The organism is Herbidospora sakaeratensis (assembly GCF_001570525.1).
GTDB classification, from domain to species: Bacteria; Actinomycetota; Actinomycetes; order Streptosporangiales; family Streptosporangiaceae; genus Herbidospora; species Herbidospora sakaeratensis.
On sequence record NZ_BBXC01000008.1, the window covers coordinates 151,992 to 172,763 of the forward strand.

Sequence of the window (20,772 nt, forward strand, 5' to 3'; positions counted from 1 at the left end):
TGTCCGCACCGCCCCGACATGCCGGGAAAGGGGAGATCCGTCTTACAAACGAGAAGCCCCCGGGGGCGGGTCCCGGGGGCTTCTCTCCTGGAGGTGTTTCTGGGTGGCGTCTCTAGTGGGTCGAGGCCTTCTCGGCGCCGACGCCGGTGAGGGAGCGGACCTCCATCTCCGCGTACTTCGCGTCGTTGTACTCCTTGCTCATCCGCGTGGCGATGTAGCCGCACAGGAAGCCGATCGGGATCGAGAACAGGCCCGGGTTCTCCATCGGGAACCAGTGGAAGTCCATGTCCTTGATCAGCGAGGTCGGGCGGCCCGACACGACCGGCGAGAAGATCACCAGGACCAGGGCGGAGACGAGACCGCCGTAGATCGAGGCCACCGCGCCGGCGGTGTTGAACCTCTTCCAGAACAGGCTGTAGAGGATCGCCGGCAGGTTGCCCGAGGCCGCGATGGCGAAGGCCAGGGCGACCAGGAACGCCACGTTCTGCGCCTGGGCGAGGATGCCCAGGCCGATCGCGACCGCGCCGATGACGAAGGCGGAGATGCGGGCGACCAGGATCTCCTGCTTCTCGGTGACGTTGCCGCGCTTGAAGACGTGCGCGTAGAGGTCGTGGGCGAAGCTGGAGGAGCTGGCGAGGGTCAGACCGGCCACGACCGCCAGGATCGTGGCGAAGGCCACGGCCGCGATGACGGCCAGCAGGATCGTGCCGCCGACGTCGCCGAAGATGGCGTTGCCGATCGCCAGCGCGAGCTGGGGCGCCGCCGTGTTGCCGGCCGCGTTCTCCGTCCGGATCGCCTCGCTGCCGACCATGGCCGCCGCGCCGAAGCCCAGGACCAGGGTGAGCAGGTAGAAGGTGCCGATGATGCCGATGCCCCACAGGACCGACTTGCGGGCGTCCTTGGCGGTCGGCACGGTGTAAAAGCGGATCAGGATGTGCGGCAGACCGGCGGTACCGAGGACCAGGGCAAGGCCCAAGCTGATCAGGTCGAACTTGCCCCAGATGCCCTGGGCCTCGGTGGCGTACCGCAGGTTCGGCTCAAGGAAGGCCGCGCCCTTGCCGCTCTGCGCGGCGGCTTCGCCGAGCAGGCCGGAGACGTTGAAGCCGTACTTGCCGAGGACCAGCAGCGTCACCAGGGTCGCGCCGCCCATCAGCAGCACGGCCTTGACGATCTGGACCCAGGTGGTGCCCTTCATGCCGCCGACGACGACGTACACGATCATCAGGATGCCGACCCCGACGATGGTGAGCGCCTTGCCCGAGTCGGAGGTGATGCCGAGCAGCAGGCCGACCAGGGCGCCCGCGCCGACCATCTGGGCGAGCAGGTAGAAGATCGAGACGACGATCGTCGAGACGCCGGCCGCGGTGCGGACCGGGCGCGGGCTCATCCGGAAGGCGAGCACGTCGGCCATCGTGTACTTGCCGGAGTTCCGCATCAGCTCGGCGACCAGCAGCAGCGCGACCAGCCACGCCACCAGGAAGCCGATGGAGTAGAGGAAGCCGTCGTAGCCGTAGAGGGCGATCAGGCCGGCGATGCCGAGGAACGAGGCGGCCGACATGTAGTCGCCGCCGATGGCCAGGCCGTTCTGCGCGGCGCTGAAGGCGCGCCCGCCGGCGTAGTAGTCGGCGGCGGTCTTGTTCTGCCGGCTGGCCCAGAAGGTGATCGCCAGCGTCCCCACCACGAAGAGCAGGAACAGGACGGTGGCGAGTGTCGTGTGGCTCATTTATTTGTCCGCCTTCTCGATCTCATCGCGCAGCTCGTCGGCCAGGGGGTCGAGCTTGGCCGCGGAGTGCCGCGAGTAGGCCCACGAGATGTAGAAGGTGGACACGAACTGGAGCAGTCCGAAGATCAACGCGACGTTGATGTTGCCCAGCACCTTGATGGCCATGAAGTCGCGCGCGAACGCCGACAACACGACGTACAGGAGGTACCAGACCAAGAAGGCGACCGTCATCGGGAACGCCCACGAGCGGTAACGGCGGCGCAGTTCCTGGAACCGGTCCGTCGCTCTTATCTGCTCATATACCGACGAGTCATGTTGCTCCGTCGTCACGAGACCTCCCACGCTGTGATCTGGATCACCCACACGGTAGGAGTGGACGCTACCCCGGGAGGAGATACGGAGACCCGTCCTTCGCCGAGCAGACGGGCAAAGGCGCTCAGTGTTGTACGGCTTGCGCCGAATGGTCCGCTATCCACGACGAACGGCAGCCTTTTCGGCCGACCTCAACTGTCCGTTATGACGACCGTGGACGCCAATCGCCCCGGTCCACGTCAAGTGTCTCGGGTGTGTGGAGACGTACCATCGTGCGCGCCACGTTCGGCGGCGTCCTGGCGGGGGTCAGCAGCGACACCACGACCATGACGGAGAACGAGATAGGCACCGTCCAGGCGGCCGGTTGGGCCAGCAGCGCCCCGGCCCAGCCGCCGTGGGGCCCGCCGACGACGGTGACCAGCCCGGCCACCGCGGCCAGTCCGCCCCCGGCCAGCAACCCGGCGATGGCCCCCGACGTGGTGAGCCGCCGCCACCAGATGCCCAGCACGAGCAGCGGGCAGAACGACGAGGCGGCCACGGCGAACGCGAGCCCGACGACGTCGGCGACCGGCAGCGCCCGCGCGACGACGGCCAGCCCGAACGGCACCGCGACCCCGATCACCGTGGCGACCCGGAACGACCGCACGCCGTCGGTGAAGCGCAGGATGTCCTGCCCGAGCACGCCCGCCACCGAGACCGCCAGCCCCGACGACGTCGACAGGAACGCCGCGAACGCCCCGCCGGTGACCAGCGCGGTCAGCAGCTCCCCCGCGACCCCGGGCACCAGGTGCCCCGGCAGGGCCAGCACGACCGAGTCGGGCCCGTCGAGCGACAACGAGTAGACCCGGCCGAGGTAGCCGTAGATCGACGGCAGCAGGTAGAAGGCCCCCAGCAGCGACAACACGACCAGCGTGGTGCGCCGCGCGGCCCGCCCGTCGGGGTTGGTGTAGAACCGCACGAGCACGTGCGGCAGCCCCATCGTGCCCAGGAAGGTGGCCAGGATCAGCGAGTACGTCGCGTAGACCGGATGCTCGCGCCCGTGCAGCGGCAGCGCCCACGGGTCGTCGGCCTGCAGGCCGGGAGCGCCGTCGGCCCGCCAGGCCAGCAGCATGAACACCAGCGGCACGGCCAGCGCGGTCAGCTTCAGCCAGTACTGGAACGCCTGCACGAACGTGATCGACTTCATCCCGCCCGACAACACGTTGACCGCGACGACCCCGGCGACCAGCAGCCCTCCGGCCCACGCGGGCGCGCCGGTGATCGCCCGGAACACCATCCCGGCGCTCTGGAACTGCGGCATGAGATAGAGCCACCCGATGAGCACGACGAGCACGCTCGACACCCGCCGCACGGCCATCGACTCCAGCCGCGCCTCGGCGAAGTCGGGCAGCGTGTACGCCCCCGACCGCCGCAGCGGCGCCGACACCAGCACCAGCAGCACGAGGTAGCCGCCGGTCCAGCCGACCGGCAACCACAACATGTCGGCGCCGTAGGTGAGGATGAGCCCGGCGATGCCCAGGAAGGAGGCCGCCGACAGGTACTCCCCGCCGATGGCCGAGGCGTTCCACAACGGGGTGACGGTCCGCGAGGCGACGTAGAAGTCGGAGGTGGTGCGTGAGACCCGCACCCCGAACGCCCCGATGAGGACCGCCGCGAGCACCACGAGCACGATCGCGACGAGCGAGCTCAATCGCCCTCCACCAGCTCGGCGAACCGCCGTTCGTTGCGCTCGGCCGCCCGGACGTAGAACCAGGCCCCGACGACGAACGCGGGGTAGATGAGCCCGGCGAGCACCAGCCACGGCAGCGGCAGCCCGAGCACCACCACCTCCCGCATCGACGGGACCAGCATGAACAGTAAGGGCAGCCCGCCTATCACGCAGGCCAGCAGGGTGCAGACGAACAGCGCCAGGCGGAGCTGGGTGCGGATCAGCGAGCGCATGTAGACCTCGCCGAGCCGGGTCTGCTCGTCGATCTCCCGGGTGGCGGGATAACGCGGGCGGCGGGCGGCGCTGGTGCGGGGGCTCGTCACCGTCTCGCGGCGCGGCTTGCTCACGTCCGGGTCGTCTCCGGCGCGCGGCTGGCGGGCCGGCGCGCGGCGGCGGCGCGGCGCGGGCGGCGGGTCACTGCTCCGGCTTGGCACGGCGGGCCCGGCGGACCAGCAGGTCGCGCAGTTCGCGGGTGTGGCGGCGGCTGACCGGGATCTCGGTGTCGCCGATGCGGACCACGCAGCGGCCCGAGTCGATGTGCAGCTCGTCGATGTGCTTGACCGCGACGAGATGGCTGCGGTGCACCCGCAGGAAGCCGGCCGAGGCCCAGCGCTCCTCCAGGGCGGCGAGCGGGATGCGGACCAGGTGGCTGCCGGTCGCGGTGTGGAGGCGGGCGTAGTCGCCGCGCGCCTCGACGTACCGGACCTCGGTCGAGGCGACGAACCGGGTGACGCCGCCGAGCTCGACCGGGATGGTGTCGCTGGTCTCGGGCTCGGTGTAGGCCTCGCTCCCGGCGCAGACCCGGCGGATCGCCTCGGCCAGGCGGTCGGGGCGGACCGGCTTGAGCAGGTAGTCCTCGGCCTTGAGCTCGAAGGCGTCGACGGCGTGGTCTTCGTAGGCGGTGACGAAGACGACCTTCGGCGGGCGCGAGAACTGCGTGAGCAACCGGCCCAGCACCACCCCGTCGAGGCCGCGCATGCGGATGTCCAGGAACACGGCGTCGATGGGCCGCCCGTCGGCCATGGCCCGGTCGAGCAGCTTCAGCGCGGCGGCGCCGTCGCGGGCGGTCTGCACCTCGCCGATGCGGGGATCGGCGCGCAGGAGGTAGGCCAGATCCTCGAGCGCAGGCTGCTCGTCGTCCACGGCCAGCACCCGCAACCCGCTCACGTCCGACCCCTTCTCTCGATAAGTCCCTAGAGCGTGATAAATCGCCATTTGGAAGTCAACGTTCGTTCGGAATCGTTAACTACGAAGCTCTTCCGTTACGGCTCCGCCCACCACGGCACCACCCGCCACCCGGGGTGCGCACCGCCCCCGGCGCCAACCGGCCGCGCCGCCTCGCGCCGCGACGAGAATGTGCTTTGACCGCCGGAAGCCGGACTCCTCACCGGACCGTCACCCCCGGCCGGTACTTGGGCATCCGCATGCTGACCTTCGTGCCCGCGCCCTTGCCGGTCTCGACGATCAGCCCGAACTCGTCGCCGTAGACCTGCCGCAGCCGCTCGTCGACGTTGGCCAGCCCGACCCCCGTCGCCCGCTCCTCCCCCGCCAGCACCCGCCGCAGGTGTTCGGGGTCCATCCCGAGGCCGTCGTCCTCGACGGTGATCGAGCACTCCGACCCGGCGTCCTCGGCGACGATCGAGATCCGGCCCACCCCGGGTTTGCTCTCCAGCCCGTGCCTGACCGCGTTCTCCACGAGCGGCTGGATGCAGAGGAAGGGCACCGCCACCGCCAGCACCTCGGGCGCGATGCGCAGGGTCACCTGGAGCTGGTCGCCGAACCGGGCCCGCTCCAGGGTCAGGTAGCGGTCTATCGACCGCAGTTCCTCGGCCAGGGTCGTGTAGTCGCCGTGCCGCCGGAACGAGTAGCGGGTGAAGTCCGCGAAGTCGATCAGGAGCTCCCGGGCCCGTTCGGGGTCGGTCCGCACGAACGAGGCGATCGTCGTGAGGGAGTTGTAGATGAAGTGGGGCGAGATCTGCGCCCGCAGGGCCCGTACCTCGGCCTCCATGAGCAGGGTGCGCGACCGGTCGAGCTCGGCGAGTTCGAGCTGCGAGTCGACCCACCGCGCGACCTCCTGCACGGCCCGCACCAGCCCGGCGGAGGTGTGGTCGCCGTAGGCGGCCAGCGAGCCGACCACCCGGTCGTCGGTGGTGAGCGGGACGACGACCGCGTGCCTGATCGGGCACTCGGGCTGCGTGCAGGAGAGCTGGAGGACCTGGATGCGGCCGTCCTTGAGGGTGCTGGCCGCGTGGTCGAAGGCCTCGCGGGCGTGGTGGTCGCCGGTCCCGTCGTAGACGAGCAACTCCTCGGCGTTGGTGATCGCGATCGCCGGTGAGCCGAGGAGTTGCCGCAGATGACGTGAGGCTTTGAGGACGCCCGCCTGGGTGAGCCCGGCGCGCAGCGGCGGCGCGGCGAGGCTGGCGGTGTGCAGGGTCTCGAACGTGGCCCGTTCGGCCGGGCCGCTGCCGAGTTCCCGCCGCCCGCTGAGCACGCGCCACAACACGACCGCGGGGACGCCGACCAGGGCTGCGACCACCAGGACGGCGACCAGGGGCTCCACGTCGCGGAGCCTACCGGACCGTTTCGGGAACCTTGTCCTCGGAAACCGTTTCGTGCTCCTCGTCCAGGAGCGTGGTCTCGTCGAACGGATCCCGGCCCGACAGGACCTCCTGGGCCCGCTCCCGGTCGAACTCGCCGGTCCAGCTGCCGATGACGACGGTCGCGACCGCGTTGCCGGCGAAGTTGGTCAGCGCGCGGGCCTCGGACATGAAGCGGTCGATGCCGACGATGAGCCCGACACCGTCGACGAGCTCGGGCCGGTGCGACTGGAGGCCGGAGGCGAGGGTGGCCAGGCCCGCGCCGGTGACCCCGGCCGCGCCCTTGGACGCGATCATCATGAAGACCAGCAGCGAGACCTGCTCGCCGAACGACAGCGGGGCCCCGGTCGCGCTGGCCACGAAGAGGGTGGCCATCGTGAGGTAGATCGCGGTCCCGTCGAGGTTGAACGAGTAGCCGGTCGGCACGGTGATGCCGACGACCGGGCGGCTCACGCCCAGGTGCTCCATCTTGGCGATCAGCCGAGGCAGCGCCGACTCCGACGACGAGGTCGACAGGATCAGCAGGAACTCGCGCCGCAGGTAGGAGAACAGCGAGAGCACGTTCACGCGCGCCACCAGGTGCAGCAGCGGCCCGAGGACGACGAACACGAACAGCAGGCAGGTCGCGTAGAAGCTGAGCATGATGACGCCGAGGCTGGTCAGGGCGTCGATGCCGGTCGCGCCGACCACGGCCGCCATCGCGCCGAACGCGCCGACCGGCGCGACCCACATGATCATGGCGAGGATGCGGAAGACGAGCCGCTGGATGTGCTCGACCCCGGCCAGGATCGGCGTGGCGCGCGACCCCATCGCCTGGAGGGCGAACCCGGCGAGCAGCGCGACCAGCAGCGTCTGGAGCACCGAGCCCTCGGTGAACGCCGAGACGAGCGTGGCCGGGATGATGCCGAGCAGGAAGGCGGTGGTGTCGCTCTCGCCGCCCTTGGCGGCCTCGGCGGCGGCGGCCTCCCGCGCGGAGTCGGTAAGCTGCAGGCCCTGACCGGGGTCGACCAGGTTCCCCACGACCAGGCCGATCGCGAGCGCCACGGTCGACATGACCAGGAAGTAACCGAGGGCGAGCCCGCCGACCCGGCCGACCTTGGCGGCCTTGGCCACCGAGCCGATGCCGAGCACGATCGTGCAGAAGATGATCGGGCTGATCATCATCTTGATGAGCGCCACGAAGGCGGTGCCCAGCGGCTTCAGCGCCACCCCGAGGTCGGGGGCGAGGAAGCCGACGGCGACACCGGCGACGGCCGCGACGATGACGGCGAGGTAGAGGTAGCGCGTCTTGTCGCGTCTCACCTGGGGTTCGGTGGGTTCGGACATGGGGGTTCACTCTCCCTGGGGGGTGTCGGTCACGCGACTATCTGCCCGGGGAGTGACCTGGGTCACTATTGCGTACATTTCGTTCACCGGACCGAGTCAGGAGAGGTGAGGCCGGATGCGGCGGTGGAGCCTCGCGCGGCAGATGCTCGCGCTCCAGATCGTCGTCGTGGTGGCGACCGTGGCGGCCGGGACCGTCATGGCGATCCTGCAGACCCGTGACCTGGTCACCGAGGACGCGACGGCGGTGACCCGCGCGGTCGCGGTCAGCGTGGCGTCGGCCCCGTCGGTGCTGGCCGCGCTCGACGACCCCGACCCGACGGCCGCGCTCGAACCCTACGCCGAGAAGGTGCGGGCGGAGACCGGGGTCAACTTCATCACGATCATGACGACGGCGGGCATCCGCTACACCCACCCGACCCGCGCGGAAATAGGCAAGCCCTACCTGGGCACCATCGCGCCCGCCCTGGCCGGCCGGACCTACAGCGAGACGTACACGGGCACCCTGGGCCCCTCGACCCGCACCATCACCCCCGTGCGCGACCCGTCGGGACGGATCAGAGCGCTGGTGAGCGCCGGTATAACGGTGGAGAACATCGGCGGCCGGCTGCGCGAGCAGCTGGAGGCCGGCGTGCTCGCGGGCCTGCTCGGCCTGGCGGCCGGGACCGCGGGCACCTACCTGGCCGGCCGCCGCCTCCGCCGCCACACCCACGACCTCGGAACGCAAGAGCTGACCCGCATGTACGAGTACCACGAGGCGATCCTGCACGCCGTCCGCGAGGGCCTGCTGCTGGTCGACGGCCGCGGCGTGCTCACGTTGTGCAACGACGGCGCGCGCGAGCTGCTCGGCCTCCCGGAACACGCGGAGGGCCTGTTCGTCGAGTCCCTGGGCCTGCCGCCCTCCCTGACCGAACTGCTGTCGTCGGGCGGGAACCGGACCGACGAGATCCACCTGACCGGCGACCGGGTGCTGCTGGTCAGCGTCTCCGCCGTGCGGTCGGGCTCGCGCTCGCTCGGCACGGTCGTCACCCTGCGCGACCACACCGAGCTCCAGGACGTCACGGGCCAGCTCGACGCCGAACGCGGCTTCGCCGACGCGCTGCGCTCGGCCGCCCACGAGTCGGCCAACCGCCTCCACACGGTGATCAGCCTGGTCGAGCTGGGCCGCCCCGACGAGGCGGTGACGTTCGCGACCGAGGAGCTCCGGGCGGCCCAGGAGCTCACCGACCGCGTCGTGGCGGCGGTCCGCGAACCGGTGCTGGCGGCCCTGCTGCTCGGCAAGTCGGCCCAGGCGGCCGAACGCGGCGTGGAGTTGTCGATCACCCCGGAGAGCGAGCTCGACGACATCGGCCTCGACCCCCACGACCTGGTGGCGATCCTGGCGAACCTGATCGACAACGCCGTCGAGGCCGCGATGTCCGGCGCGCCGCCGGCCCGGGTGGAGGTGCACGTCGGCACGTCGGGCTCCGCGTGCGAGATCCGCGTCTCCGACAGCGGCCCCGGCCTCGACCCGGCCCGTGTGGAAGAGGCCTACCAGCGCGGCTGGACGACCAAGGGCGACGGCCGCGGCCTCGGCCTGCCCCTGGCTGCGCAGGCGGTGCGGCGGCTGGGCGGCACGATCGACGTGTCCGCCGGCCAGGGCGCGGTCTTCACCGTCCGGCTCCCGCTGCCCGAGAGGACGCCGTCGTGATCTCGGTGCTCGTGGTCGAGGACGAGGAGATCACCGCCGAGGCCCACCGCGTCTACGTCGACCGCATCCCCGGCTTCGAGGTCGCCGGGGTGGTCAGGTCGGGCGGCGAGGCGCTGCGTTTCCTGCGGCGGCGGCCCGTCGACCTGGTGCTGCTCGACCTCTACCTGCCCGACATGCACGGCCTGGAGGTGTGCCGGGCGATCCGGGGCGCGGGCATCCTGTGCGACGTCATCGTCATCACCTCGGCCCGCGACCTGTCGATGGTCAGGTCGGCGGTGTCGGCGGGCGTGGCGCAGTACGTGCTGAAGCCGTTCACCTTCGCCGCCCTCAACGAGAAGCTCCGGCAGTACGCCAGGTTCCGCTCGACGGTCGACGCCCCCGGCGAGGCCAGCGGCCAGGGCGAGGTCGACGACATGCTCGCCGCCCTGCGCGGCCCGGCCCGCTCCCACCTGCCGAAGGGCCTGACCCAGCCGACCCTGGAGGCGGTGGTGGCCGAACTGCGCGGCGCGTCCGACGGCCTGTCGGCGACGGCGGTCGCGACCTCGGTCGGGGTCTCGCGGGTGACCGCCCGCCGCTACCTGGAACACCTCACCGAGAGCGGCCTCGCCCGCCGCCTCCCCCAATACGGCGGCATCGGCCGGCCCGAGCTGGTCTATCAGCTCATCTGAGCGCGGATCTTGGCGGCGTACTCGCGTGCCTCCTCGTCGGAGGCGTACTTGGTGCGCGGCCAGAAGAACCCGCGCAGCCCGTCCTTCGGATTGCGCGGCACGACGTGGGTGTGCAGGTGGGCGACCGACTGGGAGACGACGTTGTTGAGGGCCACGAAGCTGCCCTTCGCGTCGAGCCCCGCCATCACGGCCCGGGTGACGGCCTGCACCCGCTCGAAGTAGGGCCCGACCTCGTCGAGATCGAGGAGGGTGACGACGTGGGTCTTCGGCACGACCAGGACGTGGCCCTTGAAGACGGGCCGGTGGTCGAGGAAGGCGAACACGACGTCGTCGTCGTAGACCCCGACGGTGTCGGCCGAACCGGCCACCATCGCGCAGAACAGGCAGTCATTCACCTTCCCGACCCTAGGTCGTGGCGGGCGCAGGACGTGAGGCGATCGGCGAGCGCGACGACGAGGTCGCGCAGTTCGGCGGGCCGCTCGACGGCGAACGGCCGGTCGAGCGAGGCGAGCACGGCGGGCAGCCAGTCGAGCCGCTCCACCCGCAACTCGACCCGTCGCCAGGCTTCGACCGCCCCGTCGTCGACCGCCTCCACGCTCGCGACGCTCTCGGGAAGGCGGGCGCGGATCTGCTCGACCGTTCCGTGGATGCGCAGAGCGACCTCGTGCCGGTGGTCCGCCGTGGCGAACGCCGACAACAACCGACGGGCCGGATCGGGATTCGCCGGTGCGTCGAACGAGCCGGGCAGGGTGCGCGCCGCGGCGATGCGATCGAGCCGGAAGACGCGATCGTCGTGGGCGGTGACGTACCAGCGGCCCGCGTGGGCGACGATCCCGTAGGCGTGCAGCGTGCGCTCGCTGCGCCGTCCGTCGCGGTCGGTGTAGCGGATCGAGACCGGACGCCGGTGCCGCACCGCGTCGGCGACGGTGAGCAGGATCTCGGCGTCGGGGGTGGCGAACGCATCGGGCCGGTCGGTGAAGGCCAGCGTCTCCAGGAGGGTGTCGAGCCGGCGGGCGAGATGCCTGGGCAGCACCCGCCGGATCTTCGCCGATGCCGTCTCGGCCGCCGTCGTCATCTCCGCTCGGCGGCCGGCGACCAGGCCGAGCAGCACGGCCAGCGCCTCGTCGTCGGTGAGCATGAGCGGCGGCAGGCGGTAGCCGGGGGCGAGCCGGTATCCGCCGTAGCGGCCGCGCACCGACTCCACGGGCACGCCGAGGTCGACCAGCTGCCCGACGTAGCGCCGCACGGTGCGCCCATCGACGCCGAGCCGGTCGGCGAGCTCGGCCACGGTCCGGGTGCCGCCCGACTGCAGCAGTTCCAGGAGCGTCAGCACGCGGCCGGTGGGTCGGGACATCTTCGCAGCTTAACCCGGATACCGGACCGATTCTGTCCGCTATTTCTCCTAGCCTGCGACGCATGGACTTCGTCTCGATCCGCATCATCACCGGCGACGTGGCCCGCCTCGTCGACTTCTACGAGCGGGCCACCGGCACGCCCGCGACCTGGGCCACCGAGGACTTCGCCGAACTCAGGACGGCGCACGCCACTCTCGCCATCGCGAGCACCCGCACCGTCCCGCTGTTCGCTCCGGGCGCCGCCCGGCCGGCGGACAACCACAGCGTGATCATCGAGTTCCGCGTCGACGACGTGGACGACACACGCCGGAATCTGACCGACGTCGTCACCGAGCCCACCACGATGCCCTGGGGAAACCGGTCGATGGTGTTCCGCGACCCCGACGGCAACCTCGTGAACTTCTTCACCCCCGCCAAGATGTGATTGAAAATTCAACAATCATCTGCTTATGATCCGGTCACTCGGAGATCTTGTTGAACCGGAAGGCAGCAGATGCTCACGTTCACGAAGCAATCCGTAATGCGCCTGGCCGCCGCGGCGTTCGCGGCGGCGGCGGTGGCCACGGCGGCGGCTCCGGCCTCCGCCGCGACCGGGCCGTCGGGCACGGTGAACTTCTACGCCGACGCGTGGTTCACCACCCAGATCGCGGCCTACGACGCCGCCACGCTGGGCAAGGGCTGCCACCGGCTGCCCTCGGTCGCGCACGCCGAATGGAACGACAGCAACGTCGCCATCGAGGTCCACACGACCACCGACTGCACCGGCCACGCCCTGCACTTCCCCGCGAACGACATCCACAGCTTCATCAGATTCGACGCGCGGAGCTTCCGCGTCGTCTGACCGGGCCACTACCACCCCACCTTGAGGGCCCCCTTCAGCAGGGCACGGGCGACGACCATGCGCTGGACGTCGTTCGTGCCCTCGCCGATGGCCATCAGCGGCGCGTCGCGGTAGAGGCGTTCGAGCACGAACTCCTGCGAGTACCCGTAGCCGCCGTGGATGCGCATGGCCTCCATCGTCGTGGTCAGCGCCATCTCGGAGGCGAAGTACTTCGCCATCGCCGCCTCCCCGGTCACCGCCCCCTGCTCCGACCGGGTCGCCGCCCAGTACGTCATCAGCCGGGCGGCCTGGATCTCGGTCGCCATGTCGGCGAGCTTCAGCTGGATCGCCTGGAACTCGGAGATGGCCTGCCCGAAGGCGGTGCGCTCCTTCGAATACGCCAGCGCGGCGTCGTAGGCGCACTGGGCCACCCCGACCGCGCGGGCGGCGATGTTGATGCGCCCCAGTTCGAGCGCCGCGAGCACCTGCTGCAGGCCGCGCCCCTCCTCGCCGCCCAGCAGCCGGTCGGCCGGAACACGCACCGCGTCGAGCACGACCTCGCACGTCTCGGTGCCCTTGTAGCCGAGTTTCGGCAGGTCGCGGCTGACCTGGAGGTCGGCCTGGTCGATCAGGAGCACCGACATGCCCCGGTGCGCGGGCGTCTCCACCGAGGTCTTCACCAGCACGGGCAGCGGGTCGGCGTGCCGGGCGTTGGTGATCCACGTCTTGGTGCCGGTGACGACGTAGTGGTCGCCGTCCCTGACGGCGCGGGTGGTGATGCCCTGCAGGTCGGTGCCGGCCCCGGGTTCGGTCAGCGCGATGCCGGTACGCCGCTCGCCCGACGCCCACCCCGGCAGGAAGTCCTCCTTCTGCTCGGCGGTCCCGTACCGGGCGACCATCCACGTCGCCAGCGAGTGGGAGCCGAGGATGCCGGCCACGCCCATCCAGCCGCGCGCGATCTCCTCGAAGACGAGGGCGAAGGAGACCCGGTCGAGGTCGAGACCCCCGTACACCTCGGGGACCGTCATGCCGAACAGGCCCAGCGACGCGAACGCGTCGACGATCTCGGCCGGGTAGCGGCCCGAGCGTTCCCATTCGGCCGCGACCGGGACGATCTCGGCGTCGACGAACCGCCGGAGGGTGCGCTGGAAGAGCAGCTGGTCGTCGGTGAGGTCGAAGTTCATGCCAGCGGGCCGTTCTTGGCGACCGGGAAGAAGCCCTTGTCGTGCGGGGCGTCGCGTTTGTAGACCAGGACCGAGCGCCGCCACGACATGACCTCGTCGCCGTCCTGGTTCAGGCCGCGGGTGCGGCAGGTGACGATCCCGGCGTACGGGCGCGACCTCGACTCGCGCGCGGCCTCGACCAGCGACTCGGCGTAGAGGGTGTCGCCGACGAAGACGGGGTGGGTGAGCCGGATCTCGTCCCAGCCGAGGTTCATCGAGGCGTTCTGGCTGACGTCGACGACCGACAGGCCCAGCACGATCGCGACCGACAGGCCCGAGTTCACGATGATCTTCCCGACCGGGGCCCGCGCGGCGAAGTGGGCGTTGAAGTGGTTCTGGTTGGTGTTCATCGTCAGCAGGGTGAACCAGGTGTTGTCCGCCTCGGAGATCGTGCGGCCGAGGGGGTGCTGGAACACGTCGCCGACGACGAAATCCTCGTAGTAACGGCCGAGATGGGCTGCGTGTACGGTCACTCCCCTATCGTCCCCAGATCTCCCCCCGAGTGATCACCCGGTCGGCCGGGAATGCCTTGGTAAACAAATGGTGAACAAAAGGCAAACGAGGGGAGATTGTTGTCCGCCTCACTGGCTGTTCTCGCCGGAGTGTTCGCGGTGGTCTCGGGGGTCAACGACGGCGGCGCGCTGCTCGGCGCCGGGCTCCGGGTCCCCGGGGTGCGCCCCCTGGTGGCGCTGTTCCTGCTGGTCGCCGCGGTCGCGGCGGTCCCGATGGTGACGTCGCGGGTGGCCGCGACCTTCACGACCCGGCTGGCGTCGCTGCCGGGCTCCGCCGGGCAGGTCGCGATGACCGTCGCGGTGGTCTGCGCGCTCGTCGTGGTCCTGGCCCTGAGCAGCCGGGGGTGGCCGACCAGCCTGACGCTGGCCATCGTCGGCGGGCTGACCGGCGCGGCCGCCGGGCTCGGGCTGCCCGTCTCGGCGGGCGCTGTCGGCCTGGTCCTGGCCGCGGGCGTCGCCGCGCCCTTCGCCGGCGCGACGGTGGCGGTGCTGGCCAGCCGCGTGGTGTCGGTGCTGGGCCGGGCGCAGTCGCTGCCGCGCCTCCACTGGGGCGGGTTCGCGGTGCAGTGCCTCGCCTACGCCGCCAACGACGGCCAGAAGATGCTGGCCGTCTTCCTCGTCGGGCTCGGCGTGGGCGGCGCCCCTCCGCTGGTCTGCCTGCTGGTCGCTGCGCTGTTCGCGATCGGGGCGGTCTACGGGCTGCCGCGCGCCGGGCACACCCTCAGCCGGCAGCTGCTGCCCGCCCGTCCGCTGCACGCCGTGGCCGCCGGGCTGGGCAGCGGCCTGTCGGTGATCGGCTGCGCGGCGGCCGGCGCGCCGGTGAGCATGACGCAGGCCATCGCGGGCGGCTTCGTCGGCGCGGGGGTGGCCGACGGGGTGCGGCGGGTGCGCTGGGCGGCGACGTCCAGGATCGTGCTCGCCTGGACGCTGACCCTGCCGGTCAGCGGCCTGCTCGGGCTGGCCGCCGGGCTGGCCGTCAAGGGGGTGACCGGATGAGACGGCTCCGGCGCGTGTTCGGCCTGATGCGGGGCCGGATGGACACCGGCCTCGCCGACGCGCTCATCGGCCAGCTCGACGCGACCCGCGAGGGCGCGTGGCTGGCCATCGCGATGAGCGGCGGCGAGATCGGCCGCACCGAGGCCCACCAGGCGATGCGCGCGATCGAGCACCGGGGCGACACCTGCCGGGCCCGCCTGGTCGCCGGGCTGGCCGGGGCGCTGGTCACCCCGATCGACCGCGAGGACCTGTTCCGGTTGTCGCGGTCGATCGACGACATCCTCGACTCGCTGCGCGACTTCGTCCGCGAATCCCACCTCTACCGGGTGCCCGGCCGCCAGCGCTTCGCCCCGATGCTCGACCAGGTCATCGTGGGCGTCGACGCGCTGGAGAAGTCGGTGCGCGACCTGGTCACCCGTTCGTCGGCGGTCGGCCACGACGCCCTGGAGGCCAAGAAGGCCGGCGGCACGATCCGGCGCATGTACCAGTACGAGATCGCCCGCATCCTCTCCTCCGACGTCACCGCCGAGGCGCTGCGCGAACGCGAGCTGGTCCGCCGCCTGGAGATCGTGGGCACCGCGATCGGCGAGGCCGCCGACGCCATCGCCGACGGCGCGATGAAGCGGTGACTACAGTCGGGGCCATGCGAAGATCACTCCCCTTCCGGCGTCTCACTCCGGCGGAGAAGCGACTCGTCGCCGCCTACCCGACGGGGGAATGGGTCGACGTCCGCCCCGAGGACGAGCGCACCACCCGTCCCAAGAACGCGGCCCCCGACGACGACCGGACCGACAGTCGGCGGGCCGATCGGGTCCGCGCCGCCTGGGCCTATGTGAACCGGAACGGGCCGGCCGATCGCGACCGGGTGGTGCGGGCCGAGGTGATCCGGGCGCTGCTGCTCGGCGCGCGGCCGGTGCTGGCCGGTCAGGTGGCCGCGGTCCGGCTCATCGGCGCCCGCGTGGTGGGCGACCTCGACCTCGCGGGGGCCGAGCTGACCACGACGCTGCACCTGATCGAGTGCCGGGTCGGCGGGGTGATCGACCTGGTCGAGGCGCAGACCAGGGCGCTGCGGTTCCGCGACTGCGACCTGCTGCGATTACGGGCCGGGCGGGTGCGGGTCGACGGCGTGCTCGACATCGGCGGCTGCGTCGTCCACGACGGCATCCGGCTCGACAACGCCCACGTCAGCGGCCAGTTGCGGATGTCGGGCTGCGAGATCGGCAGCCCGGTCCACTGGACGCTCAAGGAGGCGGGCTGGGCCGGCACCCGCTACGCCGGCGACCCCCGCGAGCAGGAGCAGCAGCACACCGCGCTCTGGGCGGGCGGCCTGGTGGTGGAGGGCGGGGCGTTCCTGCGCGGGATGACGGTGACCGGCGGCCTGCGGCTGCAGGGCGCGCGGTTCAACGGCGGGTTGTGGCTGCAGCACACCGCCATCACGGCGACCGGCCGTTACGCCGTCCACGCCGACTATCTGCAGGCGACGGTCGTGAACCTGGGCGAAGGGTTCCGCGCCGAGGGCACGACCAGCCTGCGAGGAGCCCGCATCAGCGGCACCTTGTCCTTCAACGGAGCCCAACTCAGGGCTGCCGAGCAGGTTGTGCATATTTCCCATGGCGAGGTCGGCGAGCTACGACTCACCCCTGAGTCGATCGAAGGGGATATCGCGCTTAACCACGCGCAAATCGGGGTGCTCTCCGATCGTCCGCAGAGCTACCCGGGAGCAGTTCTGATCGACGGTCTCGTGTATGGATCCCTCCGCAACCCCGCCACAATTCGCGACCGACTCGACTGGCTCACCAGACACCCCGACGGCTACCGGCCGCAGCCCTACGAACAACTGGCCGCCTACTACCGGCGGATCGGCCACGAGCACGACGCCCGGCGGGTCCTGCTGGCCAAACAGCGTGCCCGCCGGCGCACCCTGACCGTCGCCGGGCGGGCCTGGGGCGCGCTCCTCGACGCCGTCGTCGGTTACGGCTTCCGCCCCTGGCTGGCCGGGGCGTGGTTGTCGGCCCTGCTCACGGCGGGGACGGTCGTCTTCTCCCTGGTTCCCCCGGTCCAGATCGGACTGGACGAACGTCCCCGCCACTTCAACCCCTTCGTCTACACCCTCGACCATCTGGTGCCGGTCAGCCTGTTCGAGCAGCGAGCCGCCTGGGAGCCCACCGGCTGGACGATCTGGGTGGCCAACGCGCTCATCGCATCGGGGTGGATCCTGGCCACCGCGCTCATCGCGGGCGGCACGCGCGTGCTGCGCCCGGCGAACACGGCGTCCTGATCACCGCTTGCGGCGCAGCACCCGGCGGAACACCAGCAGCGCGGCGACCCCGGCCGCGACGGCCAGCACGGGGCGCTTCTTCGCCTCGGCGGTCAGGCGGTCGGTGGCGTCCTTGAACTGAACCGGCGTCACCTCGGCCGCCTTGGCCGACACGGTCTCGGTCGCACCCCTGACCCTGTCCTTCACGGCGTCGGGGATGTGCTCCTCGACGGTGGCCACCGCTTTCTGGGCGGCGTCGCGGACCTCGGGCATCTTGTCCTCCACGGTCGCGGCGACCTTGGCGGCGGTCTCGTGGAACGCCCCCTCGATCTTGGCGGCGGCCGTCTTCGCGGCGTCGGTCATCTCGTTCACTCTGTCGTTGGCCATGGGCGCGCGACTACCCGCAGGTGACGGCCTCACACGTGGTGCCGGGTGAGGTGAAAGTTTCACCTGCGGGCAGGCCAAAGGGCGGCGAATCCGGACGTCGATTGACAGGGATTCGGGCGATCCGGGCATGCTACCGGTGGGAGCGCTCCCATCCCCCCTGTGTCCCTGAGAGCTTGGAGACCCCCCGACAATGGCGATACGTGCTTATCGCAAACGCGCGCTGTGGGCGGCCATGCTGGCCGTCTGCACGGCCGCCGTGACCCTGGTCGCGCAACCCGCGTCCGCCGCCGTGACCTGCGACGTGACGTACACGACCAACGACTGGACGACCAGCCCCGGCAACGGCGGCTTCACCGCGAACATCACGGTGCGCAACACCGGCGACGCCCTGAGCAGCTGGAACCTCGGCTTCACCTTCCCCAACTCCGGCCAGCGGGTGTCTCAGGGCTGGTCGGCGAACTGGACCCAGTCGGGCGCCAACGTCACCGCCACCAACATGCCGTGGAACGGCTCGCTGCCGAGCGGCGCCAGCCTCTCGCTGGGCTTCAACGGGACCTGGACTGGAAGCAACCCCAAGCCGACGAGCTTCCGGGTGAACAACGTGGTCTGCGGCGGCACCCCCTCGCCGTCGCCCTCCCCGTCGCCCAGCCCGTCGCCGTCCCCCTCGCCGTCGCCCTCCCCCAGCCCGTCGCCCAGCCCTTCGCCGTCTCCGTCGCCGAGCCCGCAGCCTGACGGGTACGTCGTCGTCGCGCCGACGTCGGTGCTGGTCTCCGAGGGCGGCACGGCCACGGCCGGCATCTCGTTGTCGTTCCGGCCGAACTCGAACGTCACGGTCAGCGTGTCGAAGCAGAGCGGCGGTGACGCCGACCTGACCGCGGCGCCCACGTCGCTCACCTTCACGCCGAGCAACTGGAACGTCCCGCAGACCGTGACGGTGAGCGCGGCGCAGGACGCCGACTCGACCGGCGGCACCGCCCGGTTCAGCTTCTCGACGAGCGGGGGCGGGGTCTTCTACTTCTCCTCGGTCCTGGACGCCACCGAGGCCGACGACGACGGCACCACGCCCGGCAACGAGTACATCCAGCGGTTCACCACGCTCTACAACAAGATCCACGACCCGGCGAACGGCTACTTCTCGCCCGAGGGCGTGCCCTACCACTCGGTCGAGACCTTCCTGGTCGAGGCGCCCGACCACGGGCACGAGACCACGTCGGAGGCCTACAGCTACTACCTGTGGCTCGAGGCGGTCTACGGCCAGGTGACCGGCGACTGGAGCAAGTTCAACACCGCGTGGGCCTCGATGGAGAGGTACATCATCCCCTCCACGCAGGACCAGCCGACCAACTCGTTCTACAACGCCAGCTCCCCGGCCACCTACGCCGGCGAGTTCGACGACATCAGCGCCTACCCGTCGCAGATCAGCTCGGGCGTCTCGGTCGGCACCGACCCGATCGCGGCCGAGCTGCGGACGGCGTACAACACCAGCGACATCTACGGCATGCACTGGCTGCTGGACGTCGACAACACCTACGGCTTCGGCCGCTGCGGCGACGGCACGACCAAGCCGGCGTACATCAACACCTACCAGCGCGGCCCCGAGGAGTCGGTCTTCGAGACCATCCCGCAGCCGTCGTGCGACACCTTCGCGCACGGTGGCCGCAACGGCTTCCTCGACCTGTTCATCAAGGACAGCAACTACGCCCGCCAGTGGAAGTACACCAACGCCCCCGACGCCGACGCCCGCGCCGTGCAGGTGGCCTACTACGCCAACGAGTGGGCCAAGGCCCAGGGCAAGCAGTCGCAGATCGCCTCGACCGTGGCCAAGGCCGCGAAGATGGGCGACTACCTGCGCTACGCGATGTACGACAAGTACTTCAAGCAGCCCGGCTGCACCAGCACCTCGTGCCCGGCCGGTAATGGCAAGAACAGCGCCACCTACCTGCTGAGCTGGTACTACGCGTGGGGCGGCGCGACCGACTCGTCGGCCGGCTGGGCCTGGCGCATCGGTTCGTCGCACAACCACGGCGGCTACCAGAACCCGCTCGCGGCCTGGGCCCTGTCGACCCAGACGGACCTGCGTCCGCGCAGCTCCACCGGCGCCTCCGACTGGGCGACCTCGCTCACCCGTCAGCTCCAGTTCTACAAGTGGCTGCAGTCGGACGAGGGCGCGATCGCCGGCGGCGCGACCAACTCGTGGCAGGGCCACTACGCCACCCCGCCGTCGAACCTGCCCAAGTTCCACGGCATGACCTACGACTGGCAGCCGGTCTACCACGACCCGCCGTCGAACCAGTGGTTCGGCTTCCAGGCCTGGTCGATGGAGCGCGTCGCCTCGCTCTACTACGCGAGCGGCAACGCCGACGCCAAGACGATCCTCGACAAGTGGGTCGCCTGGGCGATGGCGAACACCACCATCAACGCCAACGGGACCTACCAGATCCCGTCGACGCTGCGCTGGTCGGGCGCCCCCGCCGGCAACTGGAGCTCGACCACCGGCATGCCCCCGGCCAACCCGGGCCTGCACGTGACCGTGGCCGACCACACGACCGACGTCGGCGTCGCCGGCTCGTACGCGAAGGTCCTCATGTACTACGCCGCCCGCGCGAACCACACGGGCGCGAAGAACATGGCCAAGGCGCTGCTGGACGGCATCTGGCTCAACCAGGACAGCAAGGGCGTCTCGGTGCCCGAGACCAAGGCCGACTACAACCGCATCGACGACCCGGTGTACGTGCCGCCGGGCTGGACCGGCACCATGCCGAACGGCGACGCGATCAACAGCAACTCGACCTTCATCTCGATCCGTTCGTTCTACCGGAACGACCCCGACTGGCCCAAGGTCCAGGCGTACCTGAACGGGACCGGCCCGGCCCCGACCTTCAACTACCACCGTTTCTGGGCCCAGGTCGACGTCGCCGTCGCACTGGGTGAGTACGGCCGTCTGTTCCCGAACGGCTGATCCCGCAGACGGGGGCGTGGCGGTGCCGGACCCGCCGTCACGCCCCTATTGATTGATCACAAGGAGCCCTCTCCGGAGGGCTCCTTCCTTTTGCGCGGACCTCCGGAAGTGAAACATTCAGAGCACGAATCCCCAGGTCAACGGCGTGACGACCGCCGCTTGATTGACATCTCAACCGTCGTCCACGAAATTCGGCTTGGGAGCGCTCCCACGCCCCAGATGGCGAGGGGCGCGACAGCGCC

Annotated in this window: 20 protein-coding genes; 8 read left to right on the forward strand and 12 right to left on the reverse strand. The window is 70.8% G+C overall.

The features are described 5' to 3' along the window. Window positions 1-112: 112 nt before the first annotated feature. The 7 genes from AW271_RS06540 to AW271_RS06570 form a co-directional block, all read right to left on the reverse strand. The gene (locus AW271_RS06540) at window positions 113-1,723 is read right to left on the reverse strand and encodes a monocarboxylic acid transporter (protein ID WP_062333480.1); all 1,611 of its coding nucleotides are present in this window, start codon (window positions 1,721-1,723) and stop codon (window positions 113-115) included. Next, window positions 1,724-2,053, reverse strand: coding sequence for a DUF485 domain-containing protein (locus AW271_RS06545; protein ID WP_062333483.1), 330 nt, complete (start codon window positions 2,051-2,053; stop codon window positions 1,724-1,726). A 184-nt stretch (window positions 2,054-2,237) separates the two neighbouring features. Further along, window positions 2,238-3,725, reverse strand: a complete 1,488-nt coding sequence (locus AW271_RS06550) for a sodium/solute symporter (RefSeq protein ID WP_062333486.1) — start codon at window positions 3,723-3,725, stop codon at window positions 2,238-2,240. Then, a complete protein-coding gene (locus AW271_RS06555) occupies window positions 3,722-4,090 on the reverse strand; it encodes a hypothetical protein (protein WP_062333489.1) in 369 nt (122 codons plus the stop codon). Before AW271_RS06555 ends, AW271_RS06550 begins: the two co-directional genes overlap by 4 nt. Window positions 4,091-4,157: 67 nt before the next feature. Continuing rightward, window positions 4,158-4,910, reverse strand: a complete 753-nt coding sequence (locus tag AW271_RS06560; protein WP_062333492.1) for a LytR/AlgR family response regulator transcription factor — start codon at window positions 4,908-4,910, stop codon at window positions 4,158-4,160. A gap of 217 nt (window positions 4,911-5,127) precedes the next feature. Further along, a complete protein-coding gene (locus AW271_RS06565) occupies window positions 5,128-6,303 on the reverse strand; it encodes a sensor histidine kinase (RefSeq protein WP_062333494.1) in 1,176 nt (391 codons plus the stop codon). Between the two features lie 10 nt (window positions 6,304-6,313). Further along, complete coding sequence (locus tag AW271_RS06570; RefSeq protein WP_062333496.1) at window positions 6,314-7,666, reverse strand: cation:dicarboxylate symporter family transporter; 1,353 nt, start codon at window positions 7,664-7,666, stop codon at window positions 6,314-6,316. A gap of 115 nt (window positions 7,667-7,781) precedes the next feature. Between AW271_RS06570 and AW271_RS06575 the strand changes: the two genes are divergently transcribed. Then, window positions 7,782-9,353: a sensor histidine kinase gene (locus AW271_RS06575; protein WP_062333499.1), complete on the forward strand. Its 1,572-nt coding sequence runs from the start codon at window positions 7,782-7,784 to the stop codon at window positions 9,351-9,353. Next, window positions 9,350-10,021, forward strand: coding sequence for a response regulator (locus AW271_RS06580; RefSeq protein ID WP_062333503.1), 672 nt, complete (start codon window positions 9,350-9,352; stop codon window positions 10,019-10,021). The genes AW271_RS06575 and AW271_RS06580 overlap by 4 nt, the downstream gene beginning before the upstream one ends. Here AW271_RS06580 and AW271_RS06585 read toward each other — a convergent pair. Further along, the gene (locus AW271_RS06585) at window positions 10,009-10,416 is read right to left on the reverse strand and encodes an HIT family protein (protein ID WP_062333506.1); all 408 of its coding nucleotides are present in this window, start codon (window positions 10,414-10,416) and stop codon (window positions 10,009-10,011) included. The two genes, AW271_RS06580 and AW271_RS06585, sit on opposite strands and share 13 nt — an antisense overlap. Then, window positions 10,413-11,375: a helix-turn-helix transcriptional regulator gene (locus AW271_RS06590; RefSeq protein WP_062333509.1), complete on the reverse strand. Its 963-nt coding sequence runs from the start codon at window positions 11,373-11,375 to the stop codon at window positions 10,413-10,415. Before AW271_RS06590 ends, AW271_RS06585 begins: the two co-directional genes overlap by 4 nt. 62 nt (window positions 11,376-11,437) lie before the next feature. Here AW271_RS06590 and AW271_RS06595 point away from each other — a divergent pair, with 62 nt between their 5' ends. Then, on the forward strand, window positions 11,438-11,800 hold the full coding sequence (locus AW271_RS06595; RefSeq protein ID WP_062333512.1) for a VOC family protein: 363 nt from the start codon (window positions 11,438-11,440) through the stop codon (window positions 11,798-11,800). Between the two features lie 96 nt (window positions 11,801-11,896). Beyond that, complete coding sequence (locus AW271_RS06600) at window positions 11,897-12,217, forward strand: hypothetical protein (protein WP_062333515.1); 321 nt, start codon at window positions 11,897-11,899, stop codon at window positions 12,215-12,217. An 8-nt stretch (window positions 12,218-12,225) separates the two neighbouring features. Here AW271_RS06600 and AW271_RS06605 read toward each other — a convergent pair whose 3' ends face one another. Together AW271_RS06605 and AW271_RS06610 are read right to left on the reverse strand one after the other, a co-directional pair. Then, window positions 12,226-13,380 (reverse strand): acyl-CoA dehydrogenase family protein, encoded by a 1,155-nt coding sequence (locus AW271_RS06605; RefSeq protein WP_062333518.1) that lies wholly within the window; start codon window positions 13,378-13,380, stop codon window positions 12,226-12,228. Then, window positions 13,377-13,892, reverse strand: a complete 516-nt coding sequence (locus AW271_RS06610) for a MaoC family dehydratase (RefSeq protein ID WP_062333521.1) — start codon at window positions 13,890-13,892, stop codon at window positions 13,377-13,379. Before AW271_RS06610 ends, AW271_RS06605 begins: the two co-directional genes overlap by 4 nt. 99 nt (window positions 13,893-13,991) lie before the next feature. Here AW271_RS06610 and AW271_RS06615 point away from each other — a divergent pair, with 99 nt between their 5' ends. Genes AW271_RS06615 through AW271_RS06625 form a run of 3 tightly spaced genes read left to right on the forward strand, consistent with a single transcriptional unit; the run spans window position 13,992 to window position 17,205 of the window. Continuing rightward, window positions 13,992-14,927 (forward strand): inorganic phosphate transporter, encoded by a 936-nt coding sequence (locus AW271_RS06615; protein ID WP_245652961.1) that lies wholly within the window; start codon window positions 13,992-13,994, stop codon window positions 14,925-14,927. Continuing rightward, window positions 14,924-15,556, forward strand: a complete 633-nt coding sequence (locus tag AW271_RS06620; protein ID WP_062333527.1) for a DUF47 domain-containing protein — start codon at window positions 14,924-14,926, stop codon at window positions 15,554-15,556. Before AW271_RS06615 ends, AW271_RS06620 begins: the two co-directional genes overlap by 4 nt. Before the next feature lie 14 nt (window positions 15,557-15,570). Continuing rightward, on the forward strand, window positions 15,571-17,205 hold the full coding sequence (locus tag AW271_RS06625) for a hypothetical protein (RefSeq protein WP_062333530.1): 1,635 nt from the start codon (window positions 15,571-15,573) through the stop codon (window positions 17,203-17,205). Here AW271_RS06625 and AW271_RS06630 read toward each other — a convergent pair whose 3' ends face one another. Then, complete coding sequence (locus AW271_RS06630; protein WP_062333532.1) at window positions 17,206-17,571, reverse strand: hypothetical protein; 366 nt, start codon at window positions 17,569-17,571, stop codon at window positions 17,206-17,208. 190 nt (window positions 17,572-17,761) lie between these two features. Here AW271_RS06630 and AW271_RS06635 point away from each other — a divergent pair, with 190 nt between their 5' ends. Beyond that, window positions 17,762-20,530, forward strand: a complete 2,769-nt coding sequence (locus AW271_RS06635; protein ID WP_083976232.1) for a glycoside hydrolase family 48 protein — start codon at window positions 17,762-17,764, stop codon at window positions 20,528-20,530. Window positions 20,531-20,772 lie beyond the last annotated feature (242 nt).